The sequence below is a fragment of the Sphingomonas sp. Sphisp66 genome (assembly GCF_047324325.1).
Classification (GTDB): Bacteria; Pseudomonadota; Alphaproteobacteria; order Sphingomonadales; family Sphingomonadaceae; genus Sphingomonas.
This window is the reverse complement of the sequence record NZ_CP168508.1, coordinates 3469619-3491225: the sequence shown is the minus strand read 5'-3', so window position 1 is coordinate 3491225 and position 21607 is coordinate 3469619. Positions and strand designations below refer to the sequence as shown.

Annotated in this window: 23 protein-coding genes; 4 read left to right on the top strand and 19 right to left on the bottom strand. The window is 69.4% G+C overall.

The window, feature by feature from the left end; all coding sequences use genetic code 11:
* Positions 1 to 5: 5 nt before the first annotated feature.
* The 10 genes from trbG to ACEN8G_RS15670 all read right to left on the bottom strand — a co-directional run bounded on the left by trbG (position 6) and on the right by ACEN8G_RS15670 (position 10362).
* Positions 6 to 953, bottom strand: a complete 948-nt coding sequence (gene trbG / locus ACEN8G_RS15715) for a P-type conjugative transfer protein TrbG (RefSeq protein WP_413413776.1) — start codon at positions 951 to 953, stop codon at positions 6 to 8.
* Entirely contained in the window at positions 950 to 1762 is an 813-nt protein-coding gene (trbF, locus tag ACEN8G_RS15710) for a conjugal transfer protein TrbF (protein ID WP_413413775.1), read from the bottom strand. The genes trbG and trbF overlap by 4 nt, the downstream gene beginning before the upstream one ends.
* Positions 1762 to 3066: a P-type conjugative transfer protein TrbL gene (gene trbL / locus ACEN8G_RS15705; RefSeq protein ID WP_413413773.1), complete on the bottom strand. Its 1305-nt coding sequence runs from the start codon at positions 3064 to 3066 to the stop codon at positions 1762 to 1764. The genes trbF and trbL overlap by 1 nt, the downstream gene beginning before the upstream one ends.
* Before the next feature lie 112 nt (positions 3067 to 3178).
* Positions 3179 to 3919, bottom strand: a complete 741-nt coding sequence (gene trbJ, locus ACEN8G_RS15700) for a P-type conjugative transfer protein TrbJ (RefSeq protein WP_413413772.1) — start codon at positions 3917 to 3919, stop codon at positions 3179 to 3181.
* A 5-nt stretch (positions 3920 to 3924) separates the two neighbouring features.
* Positions 3925 to 6363 (bottom strand): conjugal transfer protein TrbE, encoded by a 2439-nt coding sequence (gene trbE, locus ACEN8G_RS15695; RefSeq protein WP_413413771.1) that lies wholly within the window; start codon positions 6361 to 6363, stop codon positions 3925 to 3927.
* Positions 6357 to 6629, bottom strand: a complete 273-nt coding sequence (locus ACEN8G_RS15690) for a VirB3 family type IV secretion system protein (RefSeq protein WP_413413769.1) — start codon at positions 6627 to 6629, stop codon at positions 6357 to 6359. The genes trbE and ACEN8G_RS15690 overlap by 7 nt, the downstream gene beginning before the upstream one ends.
* Positions 6626 to 6955 carry a TrbC/VirB2 family protein gene (locus ACEN8G_RS15685; protein WP_413413768.1) on the bottom strand — a complete coding sequence of 110 codons (330 nt, stop codon included), beginning with the start codon at positions 6953 to 6955 and terminating at the stop codon, positions 6626 to 6628. Before ACEN8G_RS15685 ends, ACEN8G_RS15690 begins: the two co-directional genes overlap by 4 nt.
* Positions 6952 to 7941, bottom strand: a complete 990-nt coding sequence (gene trbB, locus ACEN8G_RS15680; protein WP_413413767.1) for a P-type conjugative transfer ATPase TrbB — start codon at positions 7939 to 7941, stop codon at positions 6952 to 6954. Before trbB ends, ACEN8G_RS15685 begins: the two co-directional genes overlap by 4 nt.
* Positions 7938 to 8339, bottom strand: a complete 402-nt coding sequence (locus tag ACEN8G_RS15675; RefSeq protein WP_413413766.1) for a CopG family transcriptional regulator — start codon at positions 8337 to 8339, stop codon at positions 7938 to 7940. The genes trbB and ACEN8G_RS15675 overlap by 4 nt, the downstream gene beginning before the upstream one ends.
* A 1-nt stretch (position 8340) precedes the next feature.
* Positions 8341 to 10362, bottom strand: coding sequence for a conjugal transfer protein TraG (locus ACEN8G_RS15670; RefSeq protein ID WP_413413765.1), 2022 nt, complete (start codon positions 10360 to 10362; stop codon positions 8341 to 8343).
* A 695-nt stretch (positions 10363 to 11057) separates the two neighbouring features.
* On the opposite strand from ACEN8G_RS15670, the gene ACEN8G_RS15665 reads away from it, so the two are divergent.
* Positions 11058 to 11513: a carboxymuconolactone decarboxylase family protein gene (locus tag ACEN8G_RS15665; protein ID WP_413413763.1), complete on the top strand. Its 456-nt coding sequence runs from the start codon at positions 11058 to 11060 to the stop codon at positions 11511 to 11513.
* 378 nt (positions 11514 to 11891) lie between these two features.
* On the opposite strand, the gene rlxS is transcribed toward ACEN8G_RS15665, so the two are convergent.
* From rlxS to ACEN8G_RS15635, 6 genes are all read right to left on the bottom strand, one after another.
* Complete coding sequence (gene rlxS, locus ACEN8G_RS15660; RefSeq protein WP_413413762.1) at positions 11892 to 13847, bottom strand: relaxase/mobilization nuclease RlxS; 1956 nt, start codon at positions 13845 to 13847, stop codon at positions 11892 to 11894.
* A gap of 255 nt (positions 13848 to 14102) precedes the next feature.
* On the bottom strand, positions 14103 to 14459 hold the full coding sequence (locus ACEN8G_RS15655) for a hypothetical protein (protein ID WP_413413761.1): 357 nt from the start codon (positions 14457 to 14459) through the stop codon (positions 14103 to 14105).
* Between the two features lie 219 nt (positions 14460 to 14678).
* Complete coding sequence (locus ACEN8G_RS15650) at positions 14679 to 15272, bottom strand: lytic transglycosylase domain-containing protein (protein ID WP_413413760.1); 594 nt, start codon at positions 15270 to 15272, stop codon at positions 14679 to 14681.
* Entirely contained in the window at positions 15260 to 15850 is a 591-nt protein-coding gene (locus ACEN8G_RS15645; RefSeq protein ID WP_413413759.1) for a S26 family signal peptidase, read from the bottom strand. Before ACEN8G_RS15645 ends, ACEN8G_RS15650 begins: the two co-directional genes overlap by 13 nt.
* Positions 15847 to 16077 (bottom strand): helix-turn-helix domain-containing protein, encoded by a 231-nt coding sequence (locus tag ACEN8G_RS15640; protein ID WP_413413788.1) that lies wholly within the window; start codon positions 16075 to 16077, stop codon positions 15847 to 15849. The genes ACEN8G_RS15645 and ACEN8G_RS15640 overlap by 4 nt, the downstream gene beginning before the upstream one ends.
* Before the next feature lie 136 nt (positions 16078 to 16213).
* On the bottom strand, positions 16214 to 16513 hold the full coding sequence (locus ACEN8G_RS15635) for a DUF736 domain-containing protein (RefSeq protein WP_413413757.1): 300 nt from the start codon (positions 16511 to 16513) through the stop codon (positions 16214 to 16216).
* A gap of 380 nt (positions 16514 to 16893) precedes the next feature.
* Here ACEN8G_RS15635 and ACEN8G_RS15630 point away from each other — a divergent pair, with 380 nt between their 5' ends.
* A complete protein-coding gene (locus tag ACEN8G_RS15630; RefSeq protein WP_413413756.1) occupies positions 16894 to 17109 on the top strand; it encodes a hypothetical protein in 216 nt (71 codons plus the stop codon).
* Entirely contained in the window at positions 17096 to 17491 is a 396-nt protein-coding gene (locus tag ACEN8G_RS15625) for a thermonuclease family protein (protein WP_413413755.1), read from the top strand. The genes ACEN8G_RS15630 and ACEN8G_RS15625 overlap by 14 nt, the downstream gene beginning before the upstream one ends.
* 36 nt (positions 17492 to 17527) lie before the next feature.
* On the opposite strand, the gene ACEN8G_RS15620 is transcribed toward ACEN8G_RS15625, so the two are convergent.
* The 3 genes from ACEN8G_RS15620 to ACEN8G_RS15610 all read right to left on the bottom strand — a co-directional run bounded on the left by ACEN8G_RS15620 (position 17528) and on the right by ACEN8G_RS15610 (position 20740).
* On the bottom strand, positions 17528 to 19303 hold the full coding sequence (locus ACEN8G_RS15620) for a ParB/RepB/Spo0J family partition protein (protein WP_413413753.1): 1776 nt from the start codon (positions 19301 to 19303) through the stop codon (positions 17528 to 17530).
* A 100-nt stretch (positions 19304 to 19403) separates the two neighbouring features.
* Positions 19404 to 19802, bottom strand: a complete 399-nt coding sequence (locus ACEN8G_RS15615) for a DUF2958 domain-containing protein (RefSeq protein ID WP_413413752.1) — start codon at positions 19800 to 19802, stop codon at positions 19404 to 19406.
* Positions 19799 to 20740 carry an ArdC family protein gene (locus ACEN8G_RS15610; protein WP_413413751.1) on the bottom strand — a complete coding sequence of 314 codons (942 nt, stop codon included), beginning with the start codon at positions 20738 to 20740 and terminating at the stop codon, positions 19799 to 19801. The genes ACEN8G_RS15615 and ACEN8G_RS15610 overlap by 4 nt, the downstream gene beginning before the upstream one ends.
* Positions 20741 to 21344: 604 nt before the next feature.
* On the opposite strand from ACEN8G_RS15610, the gene ACEN8G_RS15605 reads away from it, so the two are divergent.
* Positions 21345 to 21587, top strand: a complete 243-nt coding sequence (locus ACEN8G_RS15605) for a hypothetical protein (RefSeq protein WP_413413750.1) — start codon at positions 21345 to 21347, stop codon at positions 21585 to 21587.
* Positions 21588 to 21607 lie beyond the last annotated feature (20 nt).

Here is a 21607-nt window from a genome sequence, read left to right as displayed (position 1 = left end):
CTCGCTCACGACGCCCTCCGCTGCCGGCGGCGAAGGCCCTGAGCAGCGCGAACGATCCGGACCACCGCCTGCTTCTTGGTCCCGAGACGCAGTTCGGCCGCGGCAAACAACCGGTCCACGATGTAGAAGCGCCCGGACATCCGGTAGTTGACGAGTTGCGGGTCGCCCTGTTCGCCGATGACGAAGAGCGGAGGCGCCTCGCCGACCGCTACGCTGGCCGGAAATTCGATGAAGGTCTGCCGGCCATCGTCGAAGGCGCGGAGCGGCCGCCACGCCGGACGGTCGCCCGTCACTTCGTAGCCGAAGTCGAGCCGCTCGACCGCCAGTCCCGTCGCGATCGGTTTCGCCGCCTCGGCCGACGCCTGCTGCCGCCGTATCGCGATCAGCTCGTCCTGCGGGTAGGTCCAGGACAGGGCGGCCATGGCGGTTGCCGGGGTACTCTGGAGCACCAGGTGATACGCCCGCCTGTCCGTCGTGATGACGAGATTCGTGGAAAGACCGGCCGCGAAGGGCTTCACGAGGATGTGCACGCGCCTGCTGTCGCCTGCGCCGCTGGTCGTGTCCCCGATCGTCCACCGCGCGGTGTCGCCGGCCGCCACCGAGACAATCGCCTCGCCAGGCTGCAGCGCGATGTCGCTGACCTGCTCCGGGGCGGCAAAGAGCCTGTACAGCACGCCCTCGCCGAACGGGTAGACCTGCACCGCGTTGACGAACGCCGGCGCCGCCGGTTCGTGAGTAGCCTTGGCATTGGCGGCCCGGACCCGGATCTCCGCGGCGGAGGGCTTGCGACGATGGGGTGGCGACGCGGGCACCGCTCTCGGGACGGGGGCGGGTGCGGCTTGCGGTGCCGCACTGGGGGTCGCGATGGCCATCGGTCCAGCCTGGGGCGAGGACGATTGCGCGAGAGCGGGCGACGCGACGAGCGCGCTCGCCGCGAGAAGCATGCGGTTCATGGGCGTGTCTCCGATGGAAATTGCGTTGGCTGGCCGAGGTTCGGATCGAGCGGGGAGCCGCTGGGCACGGTGGCGGGTGCGCTTCGAACCGGGTCGGGCGAGGAGCTCGCCGGGTGGTCGGCGGGTACGTCGAGCTCGCGGCTCCAGTCGATGGCGTCCACGTAGAGGCCGAGCGGATTCTTGCGGAGCGTGTCGGCGTCGCGGGGCGGCTTGATCAGGATGGTGACGATCGCCGTCCAGCGCGAGGTCGCAGCCAGGCTCCCACGGGCATAGGCGCGTTCCGACCATTTCACCTGGAAGCTCGTCGCGGATGCGCGCACGACGCTCGTCACCTGCACCGAGACCGTCTTGTCACCGACGTCGGCGAAGGGGTTCGCCGAGCGCGCATATTCACCGAGGAAGATCGCGCCGTGCTTGGAAGCGAAGTCATAGGCCTGCAGCCAGTTCTCGCGCATCAGCACGGCGTCGAGCGAGCGGCCGCGGACGTCGGCTATAAAGCGGCCGAGGAACCAGGCGATCTGCGGATCGGTCGGACGATATTCGGCGGCCGCGGGCGACACCGCCTGGGCCTGTCCCAGGCTATCGACCGCGACGACATAGGGAACCACGCGACTCTGCATCGACTGCCAGACCAGCGCACCGGACAGACCGGTGCTCAGTGCGAGGCCGCCAAAGGCCATGAGCCGCCAATTTCCTGCCTGGGCGCGGGCGGAGCCGATCCGTTCGTCCCAGAGCTGTCCGGCCCGGCGATAGGGCGTATCGGGTTCGTCCGTGCGCCCGTAGCGCTGGACGGCACGTTTGAAGCGCATCAGTCCTTCTCCTTGATGTCGGGGGTCGCGCCGCCGCCGCCACGATCCGCGCCCTGGAGAGCGTGGATCGCCGCTTGGCGATGGTGACGTCGGGATTGCGTGTTCTGGAGATCGCGCGCCCAACCCGGCATGCCGTTAGACGCAGCGCCCCCGGTCTCCCCGGGGTGCGCCTGCGCACCGGTGGTGCCGGCATTCCAGGCGGCGCGTTGTCCCTCGGCCGCCGCGGCACGGAGACCGAGAGCCCCCTCGATGCGCTGGCCGGCCGCTCCGCGCGCCGCGGTCGCGACGCCGCTCATGCCGGCGGCGACGGATTGCGAGCCGGAAGTCTCCTGGCCGAGCTTGTAGGCGGTCGATGCCGCCGAGCCCATCGAGGTCCCGGCGCGAATAGCGCCCAGGCCGGCACCCGCCAGTCCCTTCGCCGCGGCGGCGCCCGCGCCGCCGGCGACGGCGAACCCGCCTGCCGCCAATGCCGCCGTCGCGACCGCGGAGCCCGCGCCGAGCTGGGGAGCACCGGATACCAGGCCGGAGGCGATGCCGGGCCCGAAGATGCCGAGGCCGAGCAGCGCGAGGCTGGCGAGCACCAGGCTCATCGCCTGGCCGATGTCCGGCTCCTTGCCCTGCAGGGCGGAGGCGAACTCCGTGAAGAAGCCGGAGCCGATGCCGACGATCACCGCGAGCACCATGACCTTGATGCCCGAGGAGATGACATTGCCGAGCACCCGCTCGGCCAGGAAGCTCGTGCGGTTCCACAGCGCGAAGGGCACGAGGATGAACCCGGCGAGCGTCGTCAGCTTGAACTCGAGGATGCAGACGAACATCTGCACCGCGAGGATGAAGAAGGCGACGATGACGATCACCCAGGCGATCAGGAGCACCATGATCGTCATGAAGTTGTCGAAGAAGGTAGTGAACCCGAGCAGTTCGCTCGCCTGGTCGAGCAGCGGCCAGGCCGCCTGAAACCCGGTACCCGCGAGGCGGCCGGGACGCAGAAGATCGTCGGCCGAGAGCGTTCCTCCACCAGCGGTCAGTCCGGCCTGGGCGAAAGAACGGAAGATGATGTCGGTGAGCGTCGAGAAGCGGTTCAGGATCAGCGCGAACGCGCCGATATATAGGATCTTCTTGAGGAAGCGGCCGATGATGTCGCCCTCGCCGCCCATTGCCCAGAACAAGCCGGCGAGCGTGATGTCGATGCCGATCAGGACCGATGTCAGGAAGCCGACATCGGGCCCGAGCAGGCCGAATCCGCTATCGATGTAGCGGATGAAGTCGGCCATGAACCGATCGATCACGTTGAGGTCGTTCACGTGTCTGTCCTTGCAAAGGGTGCCGCGGGACCCTGGCAGGGGGAGCGAGTGCCAGGGCCCCGCGGGCTGCGGGCACGGCGGCCGGGGGCTGTTGCCGCCGCGCCCGGTCTCGCTATCGCTGCGGCGTGTAGGCCTGGCCGCTGCCGAGAAACTTTCGGGTCGCGGCGCGCGACGCCTCGGACTCGGTCAGCTGGCGCTGCTTCTCGATCGCGTCGGCGCGGAACTGGGCCGCCATCAGCTGCTCCAGCGAGAGCTGCTGCTTCGCGGTCAGCGCGAGCAGCTGATTGGTGGCCTGCTGAGCGCCGAGCGTTCCCTCGGCGCCCTGGCTCCGACCGACGATTTCCGCCAGGTCCGTGGCGTCGTCATGCGCCGCCTGAACGATCTGCGCCTGGACGGTCATCGTCCGCCTGAAGGCGTCCGAGCTGGCATCGTAGCGTGCCCTGGCCGCCTGCAGGCGCTGGTCGCGCGTCGAGGACGGATCGAAGCCGCGCGGGTAGAGCGCATTCAGCTTCTCCTCGAGCCGGTCCACCTCGAAGTCGACGCTCTGCGCCTGCTTCATCAGCCGGTCGACGCCGTCGAGCTTGTCGAGGAGCGCTTCGAGCTGCGGGAAGGCGATTCCCTTCAGGTTCCTGTCCATCCGGAGCAGCACCTGCGCCTCGTTCTGAAGCTGCTGGATCTGATTGTTGACCTGCTGGAGCGTGCGCGCTGCGGTCAGGATATTCTGGCTGTAGTTGCTGGGATCGAACACCGCGATCTGCGCATGCGCCGATGTCGCGAAGCCCATGGTCATCGAGCCCGCGGCACCGAGGCCGAGCGCGGTCGCGACCAGATATTTGCGGGAAAGGATACGCATCACTTCTACTCCTTCACTTGGGGATCGGGGAATTGGGCGAGCAGCGCCGCCGCCCAGTCGAGACCGGCCGCCTCGAAGAAGCGGGCCGCGAAATCTGCCGGACCATGCTCGGCGAGCAGCGCGTCGATGCGCGCCTGCGTGGCAGGATCGGAGGCCCCGCACAGCGCGAGCGCGACCGGGCCGAGGCCCAGCTCGAAGAGCCGGTTCCCGGCTGCGGACTGCAGGTAGTAGTGGCGCTTAGGCGTGGCGCGGCTGACCAGCTCGATCTGACGGTCGTTGAGCCCGAAGCGCCGATAGGCCGCCTGCCCCTGGGGCTCGATCGCCGCGGCATTGGGAAGCAGGATGCGTTGGGGACAGCTCTCGATGATCGCCGGCGCGATCCCGCTGTCCGCGATGTCCGCCAGGCTCTGGCTGGCGAAAATCACTGCCACGTTCTTCTTGCGCAGCGTCTTCAGCCACTCGCGGATGCGTGCGGCGAACAGCGGATGGTCGAGGAACTTCCAGGCCTCGTCCAGGATCAGCAGCGTCGGTCGACCGGTGAAGCGGCCCTCCAGCCGGTGGAAGAGATAGGTCAGCACCGGGGCGACGACGCTCCCCGTGCCCATCAGCGCCTCGGTCTCGAAACACTGGACGTCCGCCATGCGGAGGTCATCCTCCGCCGCGTCGAGCAGCCCGCCGAATGGCCCCTCGAGCGTGTAGGGCGCCAGCGCGGAACGCAGCGCGGTCGACTGGAGCAGAAGGGACAGGCCGGTGAGCGTGCGTTCCTCGACCGGCGCGCTCGCCAGGCTGGTCAGCGCCGACCAGACGGCTTCCTTAACCTCGGGAGTCACCACCACCTTCTCGTGCGCGAGCAGGGCGTCGATCCACTCGGCCGCCCAGGCGCGCTCGGCGGCGTCGCCGATCCCGGCGAGCGGTTGGAAGGCGATCGTCTCCCCGACATCGCCATCAAGGCCGAGGCCGTGATGCGCACCCCCCATCGCGAGGGTGGCGGCACGCGCCGAGCGGCCCATGTCGAAGATATAGAGCTGGCTGCCGGGATAGCGCCGGAACTGGAGCGCGATCAGCGCAAGCAGGACCGACTTGCCGGCACCGGTCGGGCCGACGATCATCATATGCCCGACGTCGCTGACATGGGTCGACAGGCGGAACGGCGTGGACCCGCTAGTCTCGGCGTAGAGGAGCGGAGGCCCGCCCAGATGCCGATTGCGCACCGGGCCGGCCCATACGCTCGAGAACGGCATCAGGTGCGCGAGGTTGAGCGTGTGGACGAGCGGCTGGCGGACATTGGCATAGACCTGCCCGGGCAGGCTCGAGAGCCAGGCCTCGACCGCATTCAACCCCTCGCGGATGCAGGTGAAGCCGAGCCCGTTGACGACCCGCTCGACGGCGCGGACCTTGTCCTCGACGCGCGCGCGCTCTTCGTCCGCGACCGTGATCGTCGTGGTGAGATAGCCGAAGGCGACATGGTCGCCGCCGAGCGCCTGGAGCGCGAGGTCGGCGTCGGTGGTCTTGTTGTCGGCGTCGCTGTCGAGCAGCTGGACCGGCTGGTTGTAGATCACCTCGCGCAGCATCGCGGTGACCGACTTGCGCTTGTTGAACCATTGGCGGCGCAGCCGCGTCAGCGCCTTGGTCGCGTCCGTCTTGTCGAGCGCGATGAAGCGCGTGACCCAGCGATAGCCGAAGTCCTGGTGATTGAGCGCGTCGAGGATTCCCGGGCGGCTGAGGCCGGGAAAGCCGAGAATGGTGAGGGTGCGCAAATGCAGTTCGCCGAGCATCGGCTCGAGCCCGCCGGTCAGCGGCGTGTCCGCGAGCAGCCCGTCGAGATACATCGGCGTTTCGGGGACGCGCACCCCATGTCGACGCGACGAGATCGTCGCGTGGAGGAAGGTGAGCGTCTCGGCGTCGTCGAGCGCGGCGATCTCCGGCATGAAGCCCGAGAAGAGATCGAGGGCGCGGTCGGTCTCCGCGACGAACGCGGCGAGCGCTTGTCGCCAGTCGCGACCCTGTGCGGCATCACCGCGCTCCAGAAGTGCGCGCCCCGCCGTGTCCGCCTGGTCCGGGGGCGGAAGGAATGTCAGGGTCAGATGATATCGGCTCTCGAAGTGAGCGCCCGCCGCTTCGAAAGACGCCCGCCGCTCCGCGTCCACTAGCCAGGACGCCGCCTCCGGGAATCGGTCTACCGGATAGCCGAGCGCCTCGCGTCGCTCGGCCTCGATATGAAGCGCCCAGCCCGAGCCGAAGCGCTTCAGGACGTTGTTCGCCCGGGCGCAGGCCGAGACAAGCTCCGCCTCGGTCGCGGATTCGAGATCTGGACCGCGGAAGCGCAGCGTCCGCTGGAAGCTGCCGTCCTTGTTCAGCACGACGCCGGGCGCGATGAGCGCGGCCCAGGGCAGATGATCGGCGAGCCGGTCGGCGCGGCTCCGATATTCGCGCAGGTTCAGCATGCGAGATACCCCCGCTGCCGGAGATGGCGGGTCAGCACCGCGGCGAAGTCGGGATCGCGCTTCGCGGCGAATACGGCGACGGTGTGCCCGAGGGCCCAGACGACGAGCCCCGCCGTCCATTGCTGCAGCCCGAGTCCGAGCGCGGCCGCGACCGTCCCATGGACGATCGCGATCGCGCGCGGCGCGCCGCCGAGCAGGATCGGTTCGACGAGCGCGCGGTGCAGCGGCGCCTCGAACCCCTCCAGATGCTGACCGTCGCCGATCATCCGAGCAGCGCCCCGCCGCCGAAGGAGAAGAAGGAAAGGAAGAAGCTCGACGCCGCAAAGGCGATCGACAGGCCGAAGATGATCTGGATCAGGCGCCGGAAGCCGCCCGCGGTCTCGCCGAAGGCCAGCGTCAGGCCGGTCACGATGATGATGATCACCGCGACGATCTTGGCGACGGGCCCCTGGACCGATTCGAGGACCTGCTGGAGGGGCTCCTCCCACGGCATGCCGGTACCGGCGGCCTGCACCTGCGTGGCGGCGACGATGGCGAGGGCAGTGCCGAGCAGCAGGCGCGGCCTGAGGCCGGCGGGGGAAAGTGTCTTCATGGTGGGGTTCCTTCGTTGGCAGGGTGAAAAGGGGTGAGCGCGTAGGCGCCGGTGTCGGGGTCGATGCCGACCACGCGCGAGATCGCTTCGATCGAACGGTGCGTGCCGCGCCCGGCGATGAAGACGACCAGGTCGATCGCTTCGGCGACGAGGCGCCGTGGGACGGTGACGACGGCTTCCTGCACGAGCTGCTCGACGCGATAGAGCGCGGCCTCGGCCGAATTCGCGTGGACCGTCGCGATGCCGCCCGGATGGCCGGTGTTCCATGCCTTGAGCATGTCGAGCGCCTCAGGGCCGCGGACTTCGCCGACAATGATCCGGTCCGGGCGCAGGCGCAGCGTCGAGCGCACCAGGTCGGTCATCGAGACGGTGCCGGGACGGGTGCGGAGCGCCACCGTGTCGGGAGCCGGGCTCTGCAGCTCGCGCGTGTCCTCGATCAGGATGACGCGGGCATCGACCCAGCTCATTTCGGCGAGCAGCGCATTGGCGAGGGTCGTCTTGCCCGAGCTGGTCCCGCCCGCGATGAGGATGTTGAACCGCTGGGTCACCGCGAGGCGCAGCACGTCGGCGATGCCTGCGGTCATGATGCCGTCGCCGACATAGTCGTCGAGTGTGTAGAGCCGCTGCGCCGGCTTGCGGATCGAGAAGGACGGACCCGTAGAGACCGGCGGCAGCACGCCCTCGAACCGCTCGCCGGCGCGGCCTTCGATCTGTGGGGGCAACTCGGCGGAGATGATCGGCTGGCCGGCATGGACCTCGGCACGGGCATGGCTGGCGACGAGGCGGATGATCCGCTCCGTCTGCGCCGCGTCCATCACGATGCCGGTGTCGAGCCTGCCTTCGCCGAGCCGGTCGAGCCGCAGTGACCCGTCCGGATTGACCATGATTTCGATGACCAGCGGATCGGCGAGCGCCGCGGCGATGTCCGGGCCCATCGCCGTGCGCAGCATCGCGCGCCGGCGCCCGGCGGAAAGCATGTCGGTCATCGCTCGTCCTCCACGGACAAGAGCGTGCGACGGCCCGTCGCGACCGCGCGGCCCACCTGCGCGACGAAGGCCTCGAACCGCTCGCGCGCGATGGCGCGGCCAGCCTGGTCGTTTTCGGCAAGCGGGGTCTGGATAGCGAGCTCGAAGCGCACGAAGAGCGCCAGCGTCTCGAGTGCGACATGGCCATCGCGCTCGATCCTGGCGAGCGCGTTGGACATGCGATCGAGGCGCAGCCCGAAGCGGTCCTCGAGTTCCGACGCGCCCCGCCGGTTGAGCCAGGCGGCCACTGCGTCGGCGAGGATCGCGGACTTGGTCGCGCCGGGAGCCGCGGCCAGGGCCTCGAGGCGGTCGCTGGTCGCTTTCGGCAGGAACAGCTGGTGGCGGACGCGCTCGACCATCTCAGAAGTCCAGCTCGAGATTGCCCGGCCGGGCATCGGTCATGTCGATCGCATAGGCGCGGCGGACCGCGCTCGTTGCCGCCTGGTCCATCGCACGCTTGTCGACGGCCGGATCGACCTCGTCCTCGCCGAGACCGAGCGGATCGGCCGGAGCGAGATCGACAGGCGTCGCGGGCTCCATCTCGTGCGCGGGATGACGCGCCTGCTCCAGGCCCCCGGCCTCTGCCTCGTCGTCGGCTGTGTCGGGGGCGAGGCGCGCATCGATGCCGCGCACGCGGTCCTGCCAGTCGTCGGCGCGGGCCTGCGGCAGATCTGTCGTCCGTCCGGCTCCAAGGCTCGGAGGAGGAAGGATGCGAGACTTTAAGGCCGCGTCCTCGAAATAGCGGAGCTTGCGCGCGCGAACCGGCGGATGTCCTGCGACCAGCACGACTTCGTCCGTCGGCGGAAGCTGCATGACCTCGCCGGGAGTCAGCAGCGCCCGGGCGGTCTCCTGGCGGCTGACCATGACATGGGCGAGCCACGGCGCCAGCCGATGGCCGGCATAGTTGCGCATCGCCCGCTGCTCGGTCGCGGTGCCGAGCGCATCCGATATCCGCTTCGCGGTGCGCTCGTCGTTCGTCGCGAAGGCGACGCGGACATGGCAGTTGTCGAGGATGGCGCTGTGCTCGCCATAGGCCTTTTCGATCTGGTTGAGACTCTGAGCGATCAGGAAGGCGCGGACGCCGTAGCCGGCCAGGAACGCCAGGCTGGTCTCGAAGAAGTCCAGCCTGCCGAGCGCCGGAAACTCGTCGAGCATCATGAGCAGCTTGTGGCGCCCCGGGACACCTGCGGCGTGCAGCTGTTCGGTCAGGCGCCGGCCAATCTGGTTGAGCACCAGACGGATCAGCGGCTTGGTGCGGCTGATGTCGGACGGCGGTACGACGAGATACAGCGACACCGGGTAGCTCGCGGCAACCAGGTCCTCGACCCGCCAGTCCGATGCGCCCGTAACCGCCGCGACGGTGGGATCGCGGTAGAGGCCGAGAAACGACATCGCGGTCGACAGGACGCCCGAGCGCTCGTTGTCTGACTTGTTGAGCACCTCGCGCGCGGCCGATGCCACCACCGGATGCACCACGGGCATCTCGTCGGTGCCGAGATGGTTCGTCGTCATCATCGAGCGGAGCGTCGCGACGAAGGGTCGCCGGGGATCCGACAGAAAGGTCGCGACCCGGGCGAGCGTCTTCTCCTCCTCGGCGTAGAGAACGTGAAGGATGGCGCCGACGAGAAGCGAGTGGCTCGTTTTCTCCCAGTGGCTTCGGCGCTCGAGCGCCCCTTCCGGATCGACCAGGATATCGGCAATGTTCTGGACGTCGCGTACTTCGTCGGCGCCGCGGCGAACCTCGAGCAGCGGGTTGTAGCGCGCGGAGCGCGTGTCGGTTGGGTTGAAGAGCAGGCAATGCGAGAAGCGCGCGCGCCAGCCGGCGGTCAGTTCCCAGTTCTCGCCCTTGATGTCGTGGACAACCGTCGAGCTGGTCCAGCCGAGCAGGGTCGGTACGACTAGGCCGACGCCCTTGCCGGAACGCGTCGGCGCGAAGGCCATGACGTGTTCCGGACCGTCGTGGCGCAGGTAGCGCTTGTCCACGCGGCCGAGGAACACGCCGGCGTCCGCCGCCAGCCCCGCCGCGCGGATATCGCGGGACCCCGCCCAGCGCGCAGAGCCATAGGTGGTGACGTTGCGCTGCTGGCGCGCGCGCCAGACCGAGCCCGCGATGGCGGCACCGCAGGCGACGAGGCCGCCGCCCGCGGCGATCGCGCCGGCCTCGTCGAACACGACTGGGGCATAGGCATCGAAATGGAACCACCAAGGGAAGATCGACCAGGGCGCGTAGACCGGCATATTTCCAAGCCGGAACCAAGGGGCACCAAGCTCGGGCTGATACGCGAGCGAGGCCGCCGCCCACTGGGTCGCGCCCCACACTCCCGCGACCACGATCGCGGCGACAATGAGCATCTGGCCGAGAAGGAGCTTGGTCGGGGTCATGCGGGCCTCCGCCCGCGCGACTCACTGGTGCGGGCTCGGTTACAAACCTCGCTGGATTTTGATCATGGCATCAGGATCTCGCTGGTGACTCGGGATACATTACTGGTGCCGTCTGAAGATGACGGCAGGATATGGACCGGTTGGGTGCGGGCGGGTCTCAGACGATCCAAGAAGGAAAGCTGCCATTCAGAGCTGACCCGCGCGCCCGACCGCTTTCGACCAACTCAAGCCAGTCAGAGTTAGAAGTTGGAGCGGCGGATTTCCCTGAAACCCGCCATTCACTGCGGCCGATAGACTGCGCCGGTTGGTAGAGCATGCACACCTCACGCCGGGGCAGGGGGCAGTGTGAAGCGCCTGCCGGCGCCCCCGAGTATTCCCTTTGATCACCCCTTAGCCGGCGCCGGCTAAGGGGCCGCCCACCGTCGCGGTAGAGACCGGATCGGCCGAGGAATGGGGTGGTTGCCCTTCTCGTGCGAAGCGGCTTGCGGGGATACATCACTCGCAGCCGGCGCGAGCGGCGGTGGAAATTCTGCACGTTGATGCGCTTGGATCACCTCTCCTTTGGTATGATCCGCCCTAGCTCACGAGACGATCCTCGCCTGGCGCGCGCAAGCGTAGAGGGAAAGCAAGGAAGCGAGGAGCACCTAGGATGGGGTCGCGAACCGCACCCCGAGAGAAGAGCTAAGGGCATCATCATGAGTGAGACGAAACGGTTGATATGGCACGAGGTCGCGCCACAGGGCGCGAAGGCGTTGTTTGGCATCCACCACTACCTCACAACTGGCACCAACCTGCCTGAAGAGCTGATACATCTCGTGTTTCTGCGGGTATCGCAAATCAATGGCTGTGCGCATTGTATTGATCTTCATACACGCGATCTGCTCAAGACGATGTCGGTCGACAAGGTCGCCCTGATCCCGGTCTGGGCGGAAGTGCCGCACCTTTTCCTGGAGCAATATCGCGCTGCACTCGCTTGGGCTGAAGAGGTCACACTAGTCAGCGAAACACACGCTTCGGAAGAGGCGTATGCAGCAGCATCGGCCGCATTCGAGTCAAAGGACCTGGTGGATCTCACCATCGCGATTGCGGCGATGAACGCCTTCAACCGGCTTGGCGCACCATTTCGGTTGCCCGTCAAGGCACAGGCCTGACCCGTTCCGGAACGGTCATCTCAATCCAACGAAAGACCAGAACGGCGATTGGAGATTTAGACGGGACAGCTAGATGGATCGGCTAGCGGCCTCCGTTCTGCGAAGGGTGAGCGCGCAACGGCCGCTTTAGCCAGTGCCGGCCCCAAACCTGCAATCCGCAGTCGGCCCAACGGCACTCAATCGACTACGGCTCCCGCGCAAGGCTGAGCGCCCGCTCTTGACGAAAGCGGTCATTCAAGTGGCGAACTGGCAACGACGGCTTTGTCCCAATGCCGGTCATTCAGTCGGCCGCCCAGTTAGGTGAACTATCGGCAAGTTTCGGGATCGCGTCGAACCCTGCTGAGGGGCTGAAATGCGGCGCAAACCCATCGTCAGTAATTACGAGATTTGGGGGCCTTCGCGCCTCTTTCCGAACTTCCAGTTGATCCCGTCGGCCCGCACGATGCCCGCGACCGGCTTGCCCAGTTGGCGCTCCAATACCGGTCGCCATGGCACGAGCGTGAATTCCCGGCTGCGCTCGACCAGGGCGAAGCGTCCGCTTGCCAGCTCGACCGCGCGTACGAGCCTGCCATCGACCCGCGCGCCCTCGACCGGCTCGACGAAGCGCTTGCCCAGCTCGCTCCCGATCTCGCCCGCGACCTTGAGCAGTTCGCGCCGCTGCAGGAGGGCGAGCGTGCCGCGCTTCAGGCGCGCGCCATCGCTCTCGGCCAGGCCTTGCTCGACCAGCCACTGGCGCCGAGCCGCGAGCGCGCCGCGGACCTCGCGCCCGAACCCGGCATCCCGCGCGACGATCTCGCCCTCGCCGGCGAGCGTGCGGTCGAGCCAGGTCGCGCCGTCGGCCGCGGGAAGTCGGTCGAGCGGAACGACGGACACCGTCTCGATCGCAACCGGCCGCTCGCGGAGCAGTCGCGCCTCATAGGCCGCGGCGCGGTCGACATGGTCGTCGGCGATGCGCCAGCTGCCATCGTCGAGCCGCTCCGCGAAACCCGCCCGGCGCATCGCCTCCAGCCGGCGGACATGCGCCTCCGCGAATGCCTGGCTCGCATTCGGGTCGTGCTCGAGATGCGCTGCGACCGAATAGATCCCGTCGTGCCTGCGGGCGACCGCGGCGATGGTGCTGTCGACGTCGCGGACGCCGGCGGTGCGTGGCGCCACGCGGACGATAGCGCCTTCCGGGGTCGGCCCGGTCGCGGTGGCGCGGCCGATATCGAGATAATGCACGCGACCATCGATCCCGTCGACGATCAGGTAATGGCGGTCGCGATGCTCGTCGGAGAAGCCGCGCCGGACGACGCGGCCGACGATCGGCGTCCGCAGTTCGCCCTCGATGACGCGATCGGCCTGCGCCCGCTCGAGCCGGCGTGCGGTCAGCTCGCGCTGCATCAGCCGGACGATGTCCCCGCGTTCACCCATGCGCCGCAGCGTGTCCTCGAGCCCCTGGGCGAGCCGCCATCGCCCGCCGCCCAGATCCTCGGCCAGGCCCATTGCGCCGAGCTTGCGCAGCCTGCCGGTGGCGACCGCCTGCTGGAACGGATCGTTGTGCGCGGGGCCGGTGACGCGATCGGCATCCATGCGGCGAAGCAGCCGCCGGTCGATCGCGGTCAGCCGTTCCTGCTCGACATCGTGGCGGAGCCGGTTCTCGATCTCCTGGTCGGTACGCGGGCCGAGATCGAGCGTCGCGAGTTCGACTGCGCGCTCGCGCAGGCCGTGCGCGATATATTCGCGCGCGATGACCAAATTCTCGCCGCGGTCGTCGACGCCGCGCAGCATGACATGGGTGTGCGGCTGGTCGGTGTTGAAATGGTCGACGGCGACCCAGTCGAGCCGGGTGCCGAGGTCGTGCTCGGCCTGCGCCATCAGCCGGCGGACATAGGGCTTGAGATCCGGATACTCGGCGCCGTCCTCGGCCGAGACGATGAAGCGGAACTGGTGGCGGTCGTCGGCGCACCGGTCGAGGAACGCCTTGCCGTCGGCGGTGTCGGCGTCGCGGCCGTAGAGCTCGCCGGGGTTGCCGTCGCGGGTGACGCCGTCGCGCTGGATGTAGCGCAAGTGCGCGCGGGCCGCCGCGAACCCCGTTCCGCCCATGCGGACCAGCCGAACCTTGACGATCGCACGCCTGGCCCGTGACCCGGCGAAGCGGTCGCGGCTCGAGAGCAGCCGGCCGATGCCGGCGCCGCGTCCGATCCGGCTGCCGTCGAACCGTCGCGCCCGCACGCCCGTCTTGGTGCCGGCCAGCCGCGCAGCGGCGAGCACGCGCCCGGCGTAGCGGACGAGCTTCCTGCCATCCTTGCCCCCGGACTTGCCGAGCTTGGGTTCGAACTCGTCGTCGCTCACCGGCGCGCTCCGCGAGTCTCGCGAAAACCGGCCGGAAACCGCGCATTTCCGCCGCTCCCGCGCGCGCTGTCTCGCGGGCCCAGCGGCCTGTCTCCCGAAAAAAGGATGTGCAGACAGCAGCTTAGGCAGGGTCGCGAGACACTGCCTTTATCTTGTTTTCCCTTCTTCCCCTGCTCCCCCGCATCCCGGCGCAAAAAGAAAGCCGGGACACGCTGCCGACCCGACAGCGCATCCCGGCCCGAAACTCTGTGATCTTCACGCATCCGCGAACGCCCTTCGTGCCTGCTCCGCCCTGGCAAAACAGCGCCTGCCGAGCATCCCGACCGCATCGCCATCGCCGTCGACCACCATCACCGCGACGAACCAGCGCCCGTCGATCCGGCCGATGATCCGTACCCGGTCGAGCTCGATTCCGGCGTCCTCGGCACCGTGATAGCTGCCCAGCCAGCGCTCCTGCACGCGCGCATCCCAGAGGAAATCGACCTCCTCTGCATCGAGGAAGCGTGCCGCCAAGGCCGACCCTGCGCTGCTTCCGAACTCGTTCTCGAGCCCCGAGACCAAAGCCGCCATCACGCGATCCGCCGCGTCCGAGAGCGATTGCACCTGTACCATGACCTGTCTCCGCTTGCGGTCCTCATCATCGAGGACAAGGCCTCGGGGACGGGTGGCGGAGCGGCGGTCAGGGCCGCCGCAGCGCCAGCGGAGGCGCCGCGAAGCGGACATGGGGGGAACCGATTTGCGCAGCAAATTGGGGGGCACCCATGGGCCTTGAGGGCCGGTCTGCCGGCCGTCATGCTGGGACTTCACGACGAGTCCTACCACCCCGCCACGTCACCGATCCTCGCGGCGAAGGACGAACAGGCCCATGGGCTGGCGGGGTCCAACGCTCGCCGCCGGGCCTTCCGGCGATGCGCGGCGCACCACGAACAGCGGCTCGGGCGTGGGCGTCGCACTCGGACTCTCGGGCATCGCCGATCCGCCGATGCCGCGCAGATAGGCGACCGTCTCGGCGGGCAGCACGGCCTTGCCGGCGAGCCAGTCGGCATAGCGGGCGGGGCCGGCATTGTACGCGCCGAACAGCCCGGGATAACCGAAGCGGTCGTACATTTGGCGGAGGTAGCACGCACCCGCGACGATATTGTCGGCGGGAACGTCCGGGTCCGCGCCGAGCCCGAGGTCGCGGCGCAGCTCGGCCCAGGTCGCCGGCATCAGCTGCATCAGCCCGATCGCGCCCTTGGGGCTGCGGATCGGGCGGCCGTCGAGCATCGTCCGTCCTCCGCTCTCCGCCCGCATGACCCGCGCGATCCAGTCGCCCGGCACGCCGCAGCGCACGGACGCGGCGTCGATCTCCGCCGCCCAGCGCCGGCTCCCGTCCTGGCCGGGCGAAGCGGCGACGAGCAGCGCGGCGAAGATCAGCGGTGCCATATCAGCCTCGCCCGGCCGACCAGCTCGGCGCGCGTGCTGATCCCGAAATAGCGACCGTCGAAGGCGTTCGGCGCGTCGGTCAGCAGTAAATATTCGCCCGGACCGAGCCGGCGGCAGCCCTGCCACCAGGCCAAGGCGCGCCCGCTCGGATCGCGCTCCAGTCGCAGCGCGACGACGCCGCCATCGACCGTGACCCGGGTCCCGTCTGCACAGACCAGCGCACCGCGCATGGCCGCCACGCGCTTCACCAGCGGCACGTTCGCCGGGAGATAATGGCGGCGGGCGGCGAGCATCCGCCAGCGCTGCGGCACCCGGGCGACGACCATCTCGCCGCGCGCGGGCATATCTCCGGGCCAGACCCAATAGAGCCCGGTCGGCGCGCTGGCGCTGGCATTCCAAACGAGGCGGGGCGCCGGCCCATAGGCCGCTGGCGCCACGACCAGCACCAGGCCGGCGCCGCCGAGGATGGCGAGGCGCAGCCGACGCAACTGCGCAAGACGATGACTGTGGCGCGCCTCGCCCCAGGCGAACAGCGGTGTCTCGCCCCCGGTACGGTGCGGCTTCTTGGGCGGCTTCACGACCGGATCCCGGTCGCGCTGTGCGCCCGGCTCCACGCGTCGAGGTCGTCGATATGATATTGGACATAGCGGCTGTGCCGGCGGAACACCGGCCCGTCGCCGCGCACGCGCAGCCGCTTCAGCTGGCGCGGCGATAGGCCGAGCCAGGCCGCCGCCTGCTCGGTGTTGAGGAAGGGCGAGCCGCGCTTGGCGCTGCTTGCCCGGTCGATATCGTCGCCGTCCATCATCCTGTCCCTCGTGCCGTCGAACGGCACCGGACATGACGGGCGGGACACCGCGCGAAGAGTGTCGAAAACCGCATGTGCCGATTTCGACACCCCCAGGGGAGGACGCCCCGTGCCGGCCGGCACGGGGCGCCAGGGCTCAGCGCGACCAGATCAGATTGTGGGTGCCGTGCTCGCCCTCGACCAACGTCGCGTAGATCGGCGCGGGGAGCGACGGGTCGTCGAGCTTGACCGAGACATAGGGCCGGTCCTCGCGGGAGGTCTTGGTCCAGCCGGCGCCGAACTCGACATTGCCCGAATTCACGACCCGGTAGTCGGGCGCCTTGTCATTATCCTTCGTGGAGGGCTTGATGCTCGCCTTCACGTTGAGGGTCAGGGTCCGGATGGTGCCGGTGAACACGCCCGAGTCGTCGCGGGTGAAGCTGCCGATGGTGGCCATGATGCGTCTCCTTGTGCTTCGACGCCGCGCCAGTGCGGCCTCGATGGCGACGTGCCGGCACCGCGAGCTGCCGGCATGCACCCGGGCCCGCAGGGCCGGGCCGCAGCACAGCGAAGGGCGGCCAAAGCCGGCTTTCTTGCCTCGCGAGGAAGGCGCGGGCGCGCAGCGCCGAGCCGGGGAAGAAAGCCGGCGACGCCGTTGCTGGCCGAGGCAGCGCGGTGCCAGTCGGCCATCCTCGAAGAGGCCGCATGCGGCTGCGCGCAGCAGGGAACAGGCATGTATCGCCACCCGGCCACGCGTCCCGCCGCCGTCCCGGGGTACCCGCGACCGGGATGCGCCGCGCGACATGGCGCGCTATCCTTGCCGAAAAGGGGAACGACATGACGGTTCTGGACCAGGTCCGGGCACTGATCGAGCGGCTGGCGCCCGAGCCGGCCTGCGACGACTGCATCGCCGAGCGGGTCGGCCTGAGCGTCCGGCAGCACGCCAACCACAAGACCCGCGAGCGCGCCGGCCAGGGCGGATTCGAGCGCCGCAAGGACAGTTGCTCGCTGTGCGGCGAGACCAAGCTGGTGATCCGGCGTGGCGCGCATTGAGGCCTGCGCCGTCGCGGCGCTGGTGCTGATCGCCGCCGCGCCGGGCCCGCAATCGGGCGTCGTCGCCTGGGTGACCGACGGCGACACCTTCCGGCTGGAGAGCGGCGAGCGCATCCGCATCGCCGGGATCGACGCGCCCGAGACTCAGCCCGGCAACGCGAAATGCCGCGCCGAACTGGTGCGCGGCAAGCAGGCGACGCAGGCGACGATCGCCCTGCTCAAGGGCAAGACGGTCGAGATCGAGCGCGTCGGGCGAAGCTACAACCGCACCGTCGCCCGGGTCCGGCTCGGCGGCCGGGACCTGGGCGAGACGCTGGTCGAGAAGGGGATCGCGCGCTGGTGGCCGCGTGGGCGACCCAAGCCCGACTGGTGCCGGGGATGAGGAAAGGCGGGGCGGCAGGACGCCGCCCCGGTCAGGTCAGGCGGCGAGCGGCTGGGGTTCCGGCTGGGGTTCGGGCGCGCGCGCGGCGAGCGCGGCCTCGACCTTGGCGCGCGCCGTGACCGTGCCGACGCCGCAGCGCGTCGTATAGGCGGCGGGCGGGAACGCCATCCAGCGCGGCACCCAGTTCTCCACCTTGGTCCTGCCTCCGGCCCCGGCCAGATGGTCGGCGACGATCCTGCGCAGCGTCTTGCCGGTCTCGCCGGCATTGGCGCTGGCGACGGTCGTGCCCGCGACTTCGGCGACGAGGCAGCCCAGCACTTCCTTGTCGCGGACCAGTTCGAGGAAGGCATCGTCGGCCTGCCACCACTCGGCCATGCGCACGCCAAGCTCGCCGCCGACCGCCTCGACCGCAGCGCTTCCCGCCGCGAGCGTCTCGCCCATCAGCACCGCGATCACGTCCAGGACCTTGGGGTCCGGCAGGTCGAGCAGGGTCAGGAACACCCCGACCACGCCATGCTCGTCATGCCCGTCGCACAGCGTCGGCGCCTCGGGATCGAAGCCGAGGACCGCCAGCAGCCTGCGCCGCTTGGCGTCGAACACGGTCTCGCCCCGGCAGGTCTCGACCGACTCTCGAATCGCGTCGCTACGCGCTTCCTGCGGCTCGACCGAGACGCGCCAGAGATGCGAGCCGGCGATGGCATGCGCCACCATCAGCCGGAGGGCGACCTTGGGCCGCGACAGCAGGTCGGCGCGGACGGCGGCATGGCGATGCAGGTCGATATAGGTCTGCATCGGGCCGCTGATCTCGGGCCGCACCGGCTTGGCCTGTGCGGCCTCGGGCGCCTCGCCGCGCGCGATCCGCTTGGCTTCCTTGCGCGTCAGATAGCCTTCGTGGAAGACGACTTCGCCATCGGCGCGGACGTCGATATAGACGCGCCCGCCCTTGCGCTTGGGCGTCTTGTCGTGCTCCCAGCCCTGATAGTGCTCGGATGGCCCGACGATCTCGACGCCGGTCCAGCCCGCCTCCAGATAGGCGGCGCGGCGCGCCTCGATCGCGGCGTTCTGCGCGGTCCAGAAGCCCTCGGCATCTGCGACGTAGCGCTGCTCGGCGAACAGGTCGGCGACGATGGAGAGGCCGCTCGCCTCCACGTCGAACAGCGCATGATGGACGCCGATCGCCTGCCCGCCGAGCAGCCAGCCGCGCAACTGCATGCCCGTGGGGCAATGCGCCTCGGGCGCATCCCACAGCGCCAGCCACTCTTTCTGCTTGGCCTTGCTGGCGAGGGTCAGCTGGCGGACGGTCTGCGCGTCGATCTTCTCGCGGGCGTAGAGGTCGCGGATGCGCGGCAGGAGGTTGCCGAGCGCGAGCGTGCGCCGGACGCTCAGCACCGGTAGCGCGAAGGTATCGGCGATCTCCTCCGGCGAGCGGCCTTCCCTGACCAGCCGGACGAACGTCTCCCAGCGGGTCACCTCGTCGGGGTCGAGCCGCGCCATGTTCTCGATCAGCGAGGCCTCGACGGCGGCGGCATCGTCGCCGTCTTCGAGGATTGCGCAGGGGAAGAGATAGGGCTCGGGCGCCGTCTCGCCTTCGTTCGCCCGTTCCTCGGCGACGATGCTGCCTGCGCGAAAGCGCCGCGCACCCGCGAGGATGCCGAAGCGGTCGTCGGCGCCGGGCCGGACGACGAGCGTCTGGAGGATGCCGCGCTTGCGGATGCTCGGCAGGATGTCGCCGACGTCCGGGGCCTTCCGACCATAGCGCATATTGGCCTTGTCGACATAAAGCTTGTCGAGGGAAATGAATTCGAGTTTCATGACACTGCTCCTTGTGAGCACCGGCCCCGTGTATCGTGAGAAGTGCGCGGGACCGGTTTCGGGACTGCGGCGAGAGGCGCGCCGCGCGCCTTTCCCGCCGTCACCCGGACGGCGGAAACCGGTCTGCAAGATCGCTGGCGGTACCCTTTGCGCGCCGCAGCAGCGCCTCGGCCCAGAGGATCGACCCGGCCTTGCGCGCCCAGTCCGCCCAGGCGGTGAGCGGCAGGTCGGTCGCGAAATGCAGGTCGCGCTCGATGCGCAGGCCATAGGGCAGGCGCAGCGCCTCGATCTCGGAAAGCGAGAACCAGCCAAGCTCGGGGCAGCCGAAGCCGAGATCGGCGAGCCCGAACAGCGCGTCGCCATCCTCGGCCAACTCGCTCGCCAGCCATGTCGCGGCGGACAGCGGGTGGAACAGCTTGACCAGCGGGCGCTTGTCCGGGGCGTCGCTGCGATATTGTTCGCGCAGCGCGGCGCGAAGCTCGGGGGTCAGCAGGCTCATGCGGCATCCTCCATCTCGGAGGGTTCGCGGCACGCCAGCAGCCAGTCGGCGGCCTTGGTGGCGAGGCTCGCGGCGCGGAAGATCGCGCGATTATCGGCGCGCAGCACTGCCAGCCACGATCCCAGATAATCGGCATGGCGGACGCTCGGCACGATCCCGAGCGCGGCGCAGAGGAACGCCGAGGCCAGTTCGGCGACAAGCTCCTCGCGGGCATAACCCGCGCTGCCGAACGGGTTCGACAGGTCGCGCGCAAGACGGCTGGCGTGCCCGGTCCAGTGGCCAAGCTCGTGCAGCGCGGTGCGATAATAGTCGATCTGGTGCCGGAAGGCCGGCTGCGGCGGCACCTGCACATAATCGGCGCCCGGCGAATAATAGGCCTCGGCGCCGCCGATCCGGAAGTCGGCAGCCGTAGCGGCGATCAGCGCCTCGGCGACCGGGACCAGCTCGCGCTCGGGCAGCGGCGCGGCGCCTGCCAGCATGCGCTCGGGCAGCCCATCGCACTGCGCGACGTTGAACACGGTGAAGCGCTTGAGGAACGGCACCGCCCGCGCCGCACCGCCCTCGGCGGCGGCACGCTCCTTTTCGGCCTCCGGAGTGAACCGATCGGCATAGACCACGCCGACGCCGTGCTCGCCCTTGCGCACGCACCCGCCGGCCTCGAGCGCCTGCCGGAAGGTCAGCCAGCCCTGCGAGGCATAGCCGCGCGCGATGACCTCGCCCCACAGGATCAGGACGTTGATCCCCGAATAGGCGCGGTGGGAGACAGCGTTGCGCGGCAGCCCCGGCGCGGCGACGGCCGAGTCCCAAGGCTGCACCCAAGGAAAGCGCCCGGCCTCCAGCTCGGCGACGATCCGCGCCGTCACCTCGTCATAGAGCGAGACGCGCGCCGCGTCCCCGCCAACCTTTCCCCCCGCACCACGCCTGCGACCCTTGCCCATGACAGCCTCCTCGATCCCAAAAACCGCACCCGGCCCCGGAAAGCGGGGTCGGCGGCGAGGAAGCCCGACAAGGCCCGCGCAATCAGGGCGGGGCGCACCCGAAGGGCGGCAACGCAGAGGAGGACCCGGTCCCGCAGGGCCGGGTTGCGCCGCGCCCGAGCGGGCCTAGAAGGGCGCGCCGGCCACCCCGCTTGCCGAGGCCGGACAAGCAACGCCGGCGCACAGCGCCGACACCATCCTGCGCCAGCGATCGTCACCCGAAGGGCCGGGACGCGCGAAGCGCGGCCCGGCGGCGCAGCCGCAGAGCGCGCTCGCACGGGAATAGCGATCCGGACAGGAAACGCACTCTTGCCGACACCGCAGGCGCGGCGGCGTGCGCGCGCAGACATGTGCGCCCGCCGCCGCCGCGTCCCCCGGTCCAAGGCAAGCGTGCAGGCGCGGCGGGAAAGGCGCGCGGACCCTGGGGCTGTCCACAGCGCCAGTGTACGCCCCGCAACCGCGCCCCGACCGGGATCGCCCGGCGAGGCGCCCCATGCCCCGGCTCCCCTGTAGCCGATGCGCCGCAAGGGCTTCCCCCACCGGCACGCGGCGCTATCACCCGCCAATGGCAAAGTACGACCCGCTAGGCGATCACCTGAAGGCCGATGGCAGCCCGCTGATCACGCTGTCCTTCGCGGCCATCGCCCGCCTCGTCGACGGCTTGCCCGCTTCCGCGTCCGACTACCGGTGCTGGTGGTCCAACCAGCGCGGCAACTCCCGCTATGTCCAGGCACGGGCCTGGCGAGAGGTTGGTTACCTCGCCGAGCCGGATATGATGAACCAGCTGGTGCTGTTCCGAAAAAGCTGAGTACAGCGGATTTACCCTGC

What these genes read in the sequence shown, in the direction of transcription:
- trbG (WP_413413776.1), bottom strand. Translation starts at nt 953, where the DNA reads ATGAACCGCATGCTTCTCGCGGCGAGCGCGCTCGTCGCGTCGCCCGCT.
- trbF (WP_413413775.1), bottom strand. Translation starts at nt 1,762, where the DNA reads ATGCGCTTCAAACGTGCCGTCCAGCGCTACGGGCGCACGGACGAACCC.
- trbJ (WP_413413772.1), bottom strand. Translation starts at nt 3,919, where the DNA reads ATGCGTATCCTTTCCCGCAAATATCTGGTCGCGACCGCGCTCGGCCTC.
- trbE (WP_413413771.1), bottom strand. Translation starts at nt 6,363, where the DNA reads ATGCTGAACCTGCGCGAATATCGGAGCCGCGCCGACCGGCTCGCCGAT.
- ACEN8G_RS15690 (WP_413413769.1), bottom strand. Translation starts at nt 6,629, where the DNA reads ATGATCGGCGACGGTCAGCATCTGGAGGGGTTCGAGGCGCCGCTGCAC.
- ACEN8G_RS15685 (WP_413413768.1), bottom strand. Translation starts at nt 6,955, where the DNA reads ATGAAGACACTTTCCCCCGCCGGCCTCAGGCCGCGCCTGCTGCTCGGC.
- trbB (WP_413413767.1), bottom strand. Translation starts at nt 7,941, where the DNA reads ATGACCGACATGCTTTCCGCCGGGCGCCGGCGCGCGATGCTGCGCACG.
- ACEN8G_RS15675 (WP_413413766.1), bottom strand. Translation starts at nt 8,339, where the DNA reads ATGGTCGAGCGCGTCCGCCACCAGCTGTTCCTGCCGAAAGCGACCAGC.
- ACEN8G_RS15670 (WP_413413765.1), bottom strand. Translation starts at nt 10,362, where the DNA reads ATGACCCCGACCAAGCTCCTTCTCGGCCAGATGCTCATTGTCGCCGCG.
- ACEN8G_RS15665 (WP_413413763.1), top strand. Translation starts at nt 11,058, where the DNA reads ATGAGTGAGACGAAACGGTTGATATGGCACGAGGTCGCGCCACAGGGC.
- ACEN8G_RS15655 (WP_413413761.1), bottom strand. Translation starts at nt 14,459, where the DNA reads ATGGTACAGGTGCAATCGCTCTCGGACGCGGCGGATCGCGTGATGGCG.
- ACEN8G_RS15650 (WP_413413760.1), bottom strand. Translation starts at nt 15,272, where the DNA reads ATGGCACCGCTGATCTTCGCCGCGCTGCTCGTCGCCGCTTCGCCCGGC.
- ACEN8G_RS15640 (WP_413413788.1), bottom strand. Translation starts at nt 16,077, where the DNA reads ATGATGGACGGCGACGATATCGACCGGGCAAGCAGCGCCAAGCGCGGC.
- ACEN8G_RS15635 (WP_413413757.1), bottom strand. Translation starts at nt 16,513, where the DNA reads ATGGCCACCATCGGCAGCTTCACCCGCGACGACTCGGGCGTGTTCACC.
- ACEN8G_RS15630 (WP_413413756.1), top strand. Translation starts at nt 16,894, where the DNA reads ATGACGGTTCTGGACCAGGTCCGGGCACTGATCGAGCGGCTGGCGCCC.
- ACEN8G_RS15620 (WP_413413753.1), bottom strand. Translation starts at nt 19,303, where the DNA reads ATGAAACTCGAATTCATTTCCCTCGACAAGCTTTATGTCGACAAGGCC.
- ACEN8G_RS15615 (WP_413413752.1), bottom strand. Translation starts at nt 19,802, where the DNA reads ATGAGCCTGCTGACCCCCGAGCTTCGCGCCGCGCTGCGCGAACAATAT.
- ACEN8G_RS15610 (WP_413413751.1), bottom strand. Translation starts at nt 20,740, where the DNA reads ATGGGCAAGGGTCGCAGGCGTGGTGCGGGGGGAAAGGTTGGCGGGGAC.
- ACEN8G_RS15605 (WP_413413750.1), top strand. Translation starts at nt 21,345, where the DNA reads ATGGCAAAGTACGACCCGCTAGGCGATCACCTGAAGGCCGATGGCAGC.